The sequence below is a fragment of the Mesorhizobium sp. M1066 genome, assembly GCF_040318635.1.
Lineage (GTDB): Bacteria > Pseudomonadota > Alphaproteobacteria > Rhizobiales > Rhizobiaceae > Mesorhizobium.
Genome location: NZ_JAMYMR010000084.1, coordinates 1 through 8,298, shown reverse-complemented (window position 1 = coordinate 8,298; position 8,298 = coordinate 1). Strand labels below are relative to the sequence as shown.

The following is an 8,298-nucleotide window of genomic DNA, read 5'->3' as shown; positions in this document are numbered from 1 at the left end:
CAGTCGGATTTCGATGCCGCCATCTCCAATCTCAAAGCGCGCGTCGATACCATGAATAGTGACTCGCAGATGGAGCTCATTCGCCTGCAGTCCCTGATGGATAAGGTGAATCAGTGCGTTGAACTCGCGACCAATTTGTTGGCCAAGGATGGCAAATCCAAGGAGAACATCCTGGGCAATATCAGGTAAAGAGCGGGTTCGTGGCTGATTTGACGCAGAACGATCATCAATGGCTCGCGAATCGATTGGCGTTTCTATTTGGTCGCGCAAGGGGTGCGTGGGTTGCTATCGTCGGCAGGAATACTGCATTGCTCTGCCTCCCCTGTTTACTTCTACCTTTGGCGGGGTGCTCCGGCAGTGGTACGATTGCCGAGCGGGAGGTCTTGCTGAACTCTCCGTCCTCCGTCCCGTCTGGCTCCGCGTCTGTGCGAGAAATTCGCGGACCGCGGACTAAAGGCTTTGAAGTGATGGGACAGAGGCAAGCGCAGCCAGTCGCGGCCACAGTGGAACGCAAGCTGCCGGTTGTGTCGGATAGCAGGCGCGTGAGCCTCGACTATACCAATGCCGACATTCGCCAGGTCGTGCAGGATGTCGTAGGCGATGTCATGAGCATGCCCTTTACCATCGATCCTGGCGTCGGAGGGAAGATGACCCTTCATACAGCCCGCCAAGTGCCAGCGAGTGAGGTGCTGCGGCTACTCGACAAAGCGCTGGGACCGCACGGCTATGGACTCGCTGCGGGTGAGCAAGGCGTTCGAGTGGGGCGCTTGGCCGATCTCGCTGGCGGCATCCAGACCAACGTTCAAGTTATTCCTGTGCAGTATGTCGACCCGGCTGAGGTCATCGGAGTAATCCGACCGAACTTGGAGGAGGGTGTGCGCCTCACGCCAGCCCCCGGGGGGAGGGGCATTGTTGTCAGTGGACCGCCGGGATCCGTGAGTTCTGTGCGGGAACTGGTCGGTCTTTTCGATACCGACGCTATGGTTCGCAAGTCCTTCGCGCTGTATACGCTGTCTCAAGCGAGCCCGGCCGACGTTGAACGAGAACTCAGTTTGTTGTTTACGCGGAATGGGCAAGAAAGAAGGATTGTCCAATTTGCGGCGCTAGAGCGACTGAATGGTATCCTGGTCGTGGCAGAAGATCCTGCGGCTCTCAAGCAGGTCCGCCAGGCGGTCCTCAAACTGGATAGTGCGTCGCAGGCGACGGCAAACATTCACGTGCGTCCACTGCTGTACCGGCGGGCTTCGGACGTGGCGAACGTACTGGCGCAAACCTTCGGCGCTGAGGCGCCCAGTGCTGTCTCGCGTGCAAAGCCCTCGGGAACGCTCGGCAACCTGTCGGTGGCAAGTGACGCATCCGATCGAGCCAGCTTGCCGGTCAACGTGTCAGCTTCGCCGGCCGAAATGCCAGATGCGACCGTCTCCACAACGGATTCGGTGGACGAAACGGTCATGTCAGCGAACCGTCTCGGCCTCTCGGCGCCGGTTCGGATTCGGGCGGACCCCGGACAGAACGCGCTGGTAGTACTCGCAGCACCCCACGACTACAAGATCGTGGAGGCCGCGATCCGTCAACTCGATCTCAAGCCTCGACAGGTCCTCATCCAAGCCATCATCGCCGAGGTTCGGCTGGATGATGGTCTGAGTTACGGCGTGGACTATCTTCTCTCCACCAGGGGCTTAGGCGCAGTTCCAAATGGTTTATCGTATGTATTTCCCGGCAAGGACGCCAACATTGTGTTACACGGGCTAAGAGCGCTTGGGGAGGTAAAGGTTGTGTCCGCGCCGCGCATTCTTGCGGTCGACAATCAAACGGCCACGATCCAGGTGGGCGATCAGGTCCCCGTCCTAGCGCGATCATCGCAATCTGTCCTAAGCGAGAACTCTCCGATCGTGAGCGACGTCGAAATGCGTGACACAGGTGCGATCTTGGCTGTTACGCCCAGAATAGGTGCCGGGGGTAGTATAACACTCGATACATTCGAGGAGGTCAGCACCGCCAACAGGAACACGCTAACCAATGTTCAATCCCCGGTGATTTCGGTGCGCCGCCTCCAGAGTACCGTATCCACCCAAAGCGGCGACACGATCGCTATCGGCGGATTGATGCAAGACAGCACCAACCGTGCCAATTCTGGGGTTCCTGTGCTGAAAGATATTCCGCTTTTGGGGGGATTGTTCCGCAGAACGGAATACGCCAAGGAACGGACGGAGCTCTTGATATTGCTCAATACCCGGGTGGTTGACAGTGGCGCCGACGCAAGGGCCCTGACGGAGGAACTGCGCGAAAAGTTCGAGACCCTAGCCCCCGACCTGGGCCGCAGGCTAACACGGTCAGCTCAAGGCAAACCTCGCCCGTCTTTTTCCAGGTGAGAGCGAATTGGGCGCGGCTAACGTGAACCGGCCGTGGTTCTTTCGCAGCGGGTATCCGGCCCCACCTTCAGGAGCGGCATCTGTCCTCTTGCCCGCCGCAGATCATGCGCGGCGCGCCCTGTCAGAACCGCCCCAGCGACCTCGAAGACGAGGGGATCATGACCGAACTGGCGCGAATACTCCGCGTCGCCTCCACGACAACTAAACTAGGATCGCTGTTTTCGCCATTTGGGGAGGAGCATAATGAAGCAATCTTCGCCTAAAGGCGAGAATCCGCTCTTGCAGGCTCGGATGAAGGCGCCGAGCGCTGGCGATCATTGCGTCGCTGATCGAACCTGCAAGCTCAATGGCCTCGACCACTCGGCCAATCGCCGACGTACTCACCCGGATAGTTCCGGCCATCCAGACGACCTGCTGCTGCCGTGCCGGAGCGCATCAGCTCGAGGAACTCGTCGCGGCGGGGTCGACGCAAAACGAATCCGACAGCGTCATCGACACTTCGCGTCCGGCGGCATGCGCCAGGCGCGCGATCTGCCGGATCGCTTCCTTGGCGCGCGGCGGGTCCCACAGATAGCCCTCGAATTTCACCTTGGCGCCCGACGCCTTGTCGGGCTCGATGTCTTCCGGCCCGAGTTCGATGCAGGCCGATATAGCGCTCGCCATCGGCCGTGACGAAGATCATCGAGCGCGCCGTCGGTGGTTGTCCCACTAGGGGTTTGGTGTCGAAGGCGACGCCCTGGGCGTGGATGTCGTGGGCGTAGATCTCGCCGAGCGCGTCGTTCGACACCTTGCCGAAGAAGGCGGCGCGCCCGCCGAAGCTGGCTACGCCGGTGGCGGTGTTGCCGGCGCTGCCGCCCGAGGCTTCGATCGCCGGACCCATGCGGCTGTACAGCAGCTCTGTTCGTTGCGTGTCGATGAGGGTCATCGCACCCTTGATGACGCCGTTGGTCTCGAGAAAAGCCTCGTCGCACTAGGCAATGATGTCGACAATGGCATTGCCGATGCAAAGCACGTCATAGTCCGGCATCAATGTCTCCGCCTGGGAACCCGCCAGCTCTCTTGCCATGCCGGCCGGGCGCTGGTCTGGCAAGTGGGCTTTCCGTTTGCCAATGCGTTCGTTCCCGGCCCTCACGGGGCAGCGAGTCCCTGCCGTGAGCGCCTCGCCTGCCAGGCTACATGGCGGCCGTGGAGATTACCTCAGCAGCGGCGCCCGATCGGAAACCTTAGCACCTCCGCGCTTTGGCGTGGCTGCTTGAACTCTTCGACGGCAACCGCCTCAATTAGCAGGTCCAAGGCTTCGCGGCCCCTTTGACTCATCGGGTCATCCCCACAAAGGTAGTCATACGCTCGATCTAAATGCACTCGGGCGGCGGAAAAATCGCTTGTCATATCATAGAACCCTCTCTACCCGCCCGCATTGCCGTCTACGAGGTGAAGGTAGTTCAATCGTCAATAGATACAGACAAATTTGAATTAAGTCGGTGTGATCATGGAGGTCGAGTTCCCTGACCTGATGCCCCATCGAGCCCGCCGACGACCACTCGCTGGCGCTCGGTCGGTTCATAAATGCCGAGCACCCCGTCCCGAGACCACCTCTGACCTCCCTCCTTCGATGCTAGACGCGTGGAAGACATGGCTGCGCCGGCGCTGCCAGAAAGGCGTGTCCCATCGCGCGGCGGCTGCATAGTGGGCAGCCAGCGCCGGGAGGTAATCGGCAAAGCCGCGTGTGGCAATTGTTGCATAGCGGGCGCAGGCGAAATCGCCACGCCCGTCCAGCATGTCCGATGCCGCGTTAGGCCGCCAGGATGCCTGACCGGCGTGCATGCACGATCCCGCGTGAGGACAGTGGATCGGCACAGAACAGGCAGTCGCCCGCCGCGACCCAGCGGTCACCGGCGGCGGGATAGATCGTTGCGGTTCCCGCCGCCTTGATCATGCTGGCGGTCTCGATTGCGTTGGGTGGCACGAGCGGCGCGATGGACTGCGTTGCGGCTAAAGCGCGGTACCAATGTCCGGCTTTGCGCAGTTCGCTGCCCAGATCCGGATCGGTGAGGCACGCGCAAGTCGGCGCTGTACCACCAGCCTTCGGGACGCGCCTCGACGACCATGCTGCAATCGCCCGGTGCGCGGTCGAACAAGCGTGTGTAGGCGGCAAGATGTCCGTGCACGGTGAGCTTGGCGCCGAAACATCGCTCCAGCCTCCAACTGCGACCGGTCGCCCAAACCACGGCGCGGGCAACGATAGCTTCATCGGCCAGTTTGAGCAGCCAGCCTTGATCGTCGCGCACTGCCGAACCCACGGCCGAGCCAAACCGCGTGTCCACATCTGCCGCCTTGGCCGCCTGCACCATCAGCCGGTCGAATCGCGTAGGTCGAGCTGCCAGCCGGCACCTTGAGCGGAAAACATGCCGTGCCGCTCGCTGGGAACTTCATTGGCCCACACCGAAACAAGCGCACGATTTTCAACGAAGCCGGCCTCGGCGAACGGCGTCCAGACATCACGCTGACGCAGCAGCCCATTCGCTACTGCCGGCAGCACCTCTCCCGGCTTTGGCCGATCATGCCTTCCTGCTTCCAGCAACAGCACGCTCCGCGCGGGTGCATCGTTGCCAACTCCAGTCCGGATGTGGTCGCCGCCGAACGTGATCGTCTCAGCGAGTTGGCGGGACAAAATGCCAACCTCAAGATAGCGTTGGCCCGGATCAGCGAGGCGGGCTGATGAAGACTTTAAATTCGAAATGTGACACGCGGCAATAGTCGCGTGCCGCTGCAGCCCCAGGCTCCGCTCACGGTGGGGACCGATCGGCCGCACTCTCAGCCTGTGCTTCTTCTCTGCCACCCATCATCGAATTTTGGTGGATTGTCCGTCTCCCGCACCGGTTTGAGCGCGATAGACAAGAATCGCGTTTTCTGTGCCGGCCGGGCTTCAATGACGGGGATGGCGAAAAGCTGAGTGCTCGGGCTTGCGGGCCGAGCTTGTCGGTCGCTCGATGGAAAGTGTCATCTGAGGCGCTTCCTCTCCCGCGTGCAACTGGAAGACACGCTCGTCCAGTTCCTTGTCCACTTCCGTCAGACGATGATTGAGGCGAAGGTAGTCCGTCCAGGTCGGCGTGCGGAACGTTTCCGTCCAATGCATAGGCTTCTGCAAGTTCCGCTGGAGCGTCCAATTCCGAGCACCGACCCGGCTGTGTACATGACGCCGCTGCCGCATGAGGTCGAGGAAAGCCTCGAGATCTCTCTCGGCTATCAGATATTCGACCTTGACCACGATCGGGCCGCTTCTCGGCTTCAGGTTGAGCGCGACAGCCGGGGCATCGAATTCCTCCAGAGGATCGGGCTCTGAGTCGCCGCGCTCGCGAAGAGGAAACAGAACGCCGGCTGCAGCGACGAACATCAGGGAGGCAGCGGAACCCTCCAGCGCCAGGGCCAGCGAATGGTTTTCGGCCACCGTGCCCCACACCCAGCTGCCGAGCGCGATGCCACCATCTATCAAAGCATAGTAGATCGAGATCGTGCGCCCCACGACCCAGCGCGGGCTTGCCAGCTGCACGCTCACACCGACCCCTGACCAGGCGGTGACCCAGCCCGCGCCGCCCAAAGCGAGTGCAATTGCCGCCACCCCGATCGAAGTTGTCAGTGCCAGGGAAAGTGAGCACGCCGCGCAGGCGACGCAGGAGAGCCTCATCAGCCGCTCCTGCGACAAGCTCCGTCTGAACAGGCTGTTGGAGAGGCCAGCGAAGACGGCTCCGGTCCCGAAGCCGGCCATGAGCGCGCCATAGGCGAGCGGGCCTCCTCCCAGCTGATCGCGGACAACCACCGGCAGCAGCGCGAGTATGGCGATGCTCGCCAAGCCAAAGAGGGTTCCGCGCGCGATCGCTGCCTTGATTTCCGATGACATCGCCGTGAAGCGCAGCCCGTCATAGATCGCCGTCCTCATCGACTCGCGTGGAAGAGGGGAAGAACGAACCTTCCACTTGCAGCGCCAAATAGTGGCCAAGGGTACGAAATAGGTAAGCGTGGTCACCGCGAATGCCGCCATAAGGCCAAACGAGGCAACCACAATGCCGCCGAGCGCCGGGCCCACAGTCCGGACGGTATTGAATCCAACAGAAAGCAGGGTGACGGCAGCGGGAACATCGCGTCGATCCACAATATCGCCAACCGACGCTTGCCAGGCCGGATCATTGAGAGCACCGCCGCTTGCGATCAAGAAGCTGAAGCCGAGGATCATCCACGGACTGACAAAGCCCAGCGCCACCGATGCGGTCAGCATCGCGGAGGCAGTCACCATAAGGCACCGACCGGCGAACATGACCCGGCGCCGGCTGAAATTGTCAGCGAGAGCCCCGGCGAAGGCAGACAAGACGAAGGCGGGCAGGTTCGATGAAGCCTGAACCAACGCAACCATCAGATCGGAAGTCGAGATCGTTGCCATCAGCCAGCTGATGGCGACAGTCTGCATCAACCAGCCGAGGCTTGAAACCTGCGTGGCGAGCCAGATCGAGCGAAAGGTGGGCTGCAGAAGTGGCCCAAAGGTCGTTGGTGCAGCCAAATCTTCGTTTGATCCAGCCACCCTACTCATTTTGCGAACCTTTTCTTTCCGTTATTGGCGCTTCCCATGTAATCTAGGCTGAACCGTGGCGGCTTAAGAATAGATGGCCCATTTGCCTACGACGAATGTGGCCACAGTTCCTCCTGACCAGTTGTCAGGCGGCCGGGACGCAGACATGGGCCGGCTCACTCGCCTTCGACGACATCTTGGTGAGCCGGGATTCACATGTCATTTGAGGCACCATTTTCGATCGACGCGCTGCCGAGCGATTTTTCGCGAAACGTTACCCTGTTCCGATGCTGAGTGTGGCTTCCGAAAAGTGAGGACGCTTGCAGATCTTTGACAGGATCAGTTCCCTGATAGATGCAGACGATTGCCAGGCCGCGATCGAAGACGCGCGCGCCCTGCTCCTTCAGTTCGGACAAAAGTCTGATGCGCTCACACATGCGATCGACGAGTTTCTGCTTGACCGGCTTGACCTGATGACATTGGCTTTCATCGTCGAATGTTACGGACGCGGCTTTGAACTTTTGGCGCGAATGCTTGCCCGTAGAAGGCTGGCGAAGGTCAGACTGTTATCGGGAGGGGTCGGCCGGGCAGAACGGGTTCCAAAGCCTGATGGCTGAACCGGCGATCGAGCCGCGTTTCAATTAACGACGTGGCGACCGCCAAAAAAAGGGCCATCGGAAAACCGAGGTATGTAAAGTCAAAACCTTCAGAGGGGAACAGCTGATACGATGGAATGGGAGGAAACCATCGCGTGCATCAGCTGTAAGCTTAATGGCTAAAAGTTGTGCAATGCGCAAACACACTTTGTGCAATGCAGCTATGCAGTAACGCAAAGCCTCAAGTTGCAAGATCGAGTTTGGAAATGTTTGCTGCTCGTACGGTGATGGGCGAGATCCTTAAGCGTATGTACGGCGGCATGATGGACGCTTGCAAGCATCCAGACAAGATTATCGCGAAGCTAAAATAAGAGGTTCGATCCAATCGGCGATGCTCAATAGCCGCGCCATTCTGGTTCAGCCGGGCGTTACATGGCCTCGCCAAGTTGAGGATGTATTGGTCGCGAGCAGCCGCGTGCCAATTTGGAACCCACGACCATATGCAACGATTGGGCACTGTCCGAAGAAGGCCGAGAACGGTTGAAAGTGCGCTAGATGGAGATATTCTGAATTTGGAACGGGGGCCTGGTTCATCGCCAAAGCGAGATATGGATGAAAAGCAGATCGCGCCCAACGCCTGATCCAACCATTGCAACGGAAGTCCCCTGGTCGGAAAGCCTAACTGCATATGATGACAAGCATATCGAGCTCTATTTGAAGCTCATGGACGCTTGCGCCGACAGAGCCAGCGAAGAGGAGATGGCGCTGG

The 8,298-nt window shown here is 60.0% G+C and carries 8 protein-coding genes; 3 read left to right on the top strand and 5 right to left on the bottom strand.

Translation table 11 applies throughout. The features are described from left to right. Both NKH52_RS34975 and NKH52_RS34970 read left to right on the top strand, forming a co-directional pair. Positions 1-189: hypothetical protein (locus tag NKH52_RS34975; RefSeq protein ID WP_352658070.1), on the top strand; the 189-nt coding region annotated here is incomplete at its 5' end. Positions 190-542: 353 nt separating this feature from the next. Then, entirely contained in the window at positions 543-2,372 is a 1,830-nt protein-coding gene (locus NKH52_RS34970; protein WP_352658073.1) for a secretin GspD/PilQ domain-containing protein, read from the top strand. A 343-nt stretch (positions 2,373-2,715) separates the two neighbouring features. On the opposite strand, the gene NKH52_RS34965 is transcribed toward NKH52_RS34970, so the two are convergent. The 5 genes from NKH52_RS34965 to NKH52_RS34945 form a co-directional block, all read right to left on the bottom strand. After that, positions 2,716-3,297, bottom strand: coding sequence for a PfkB family carbohydrate kinase (locus tag NKH52_RS34965; protein WP_352658076.1), 582 nt, complete (start codon positions 3,295-3,297; stop codon positions 2,716-2,718). Positions 3,298-3,569: 272 nt separating this feature from the next. Next, entirely contained in the window at positions 3,570-3,761 is a 192-nt protein-coding gene (locus NKH52_RS34960; RefSeq protein ID WP_023727257.1) for a hypothetical protein, read from the bottom strand. A gap of 500 nt (positions 3,762-4,261) precedes the next feature. Further along, complete coding sequence (locus NKH52_RS34955) at positions 4,262-4,723, bottom strand: NAD(P)/FAD-dependent oxidoreductase (protein WP_352658079.1); 462 nt, start codon at positions 4,721-4,723, stop codon at positions 4,262-4,264. Further along, positions 4,723-5,211, bottom strand: coding sequence for a hypothetical protein (locus NKH52_RS34950; protein WP_352658082.1), 489 nt, complete (start codon positions 5,209-5,211; stop codon positions 4,723-4,725). Before NKH52_RS34950 ends, NKH52_RS34955 begins: the two co-directional genes overlap by 1 nt. Positions 5,212-5,298: 87 nt before the next feature. Next, complete coding sequence (locus NKH52_RS34945; protein WP_352658084.1) at positions 5,299-6,954, bottom strand: MFS transporter; 1,656 nt, start codon at positions 6,952-6,954, stop codon at positions 5,299-5,301. Between the two features lie 299 nt (positions 6,955-7,253). On the opposite strand from NKH52_RS34945, the gene NKH52_RS34940 reads away from it, so the two are divergent. After that, a complete protein-coding gene (locus NKH52_RS34940; protein ID WP_352658087.1) occupies positions 7,254-7,550 on the top strand; it encodes a hypothetical protein in 297 nt (98 codons plus the stop codon). The last annotated feature ends 748 nt before the right edge of the window (positions 7,551-8,298 follow it).

What these genes read in the sequence shown, in the direction of transcription:
- NKH52_RS34965 (WP_352658076.1), bottom strand. Translation starts at nt 3,297, where the DNA reads ATGACCCTCATCGACACGCAACGAACAGAGCTGCTGTACAGCCGCATG.
- NKH52_RS34960 (WP_023727257.1), bottom strand. Translation starts at nt 3,761, where the DNA reads ATGACAAGCGATTTTTCCGCCGCCCGAGTGCATTTAGATCGAGCGTAT.
- NKH52_RS34955 (WP_352658079.1), bottom strand. Translation starts at nt 4,723, where the DNA reads ATGGTGCAGGCGGCCAAGGCGGCAGATGTGGACACGCGGTTTGGCTCG.
- NKH52_RS34945 (WP_352658084.1), bottom strand. Translation starts at nt 6,954, where the DNA reads ATGAGTAGGGTGGCTGGATCAAACGAAGATTTGGCTGCACCAACGACC.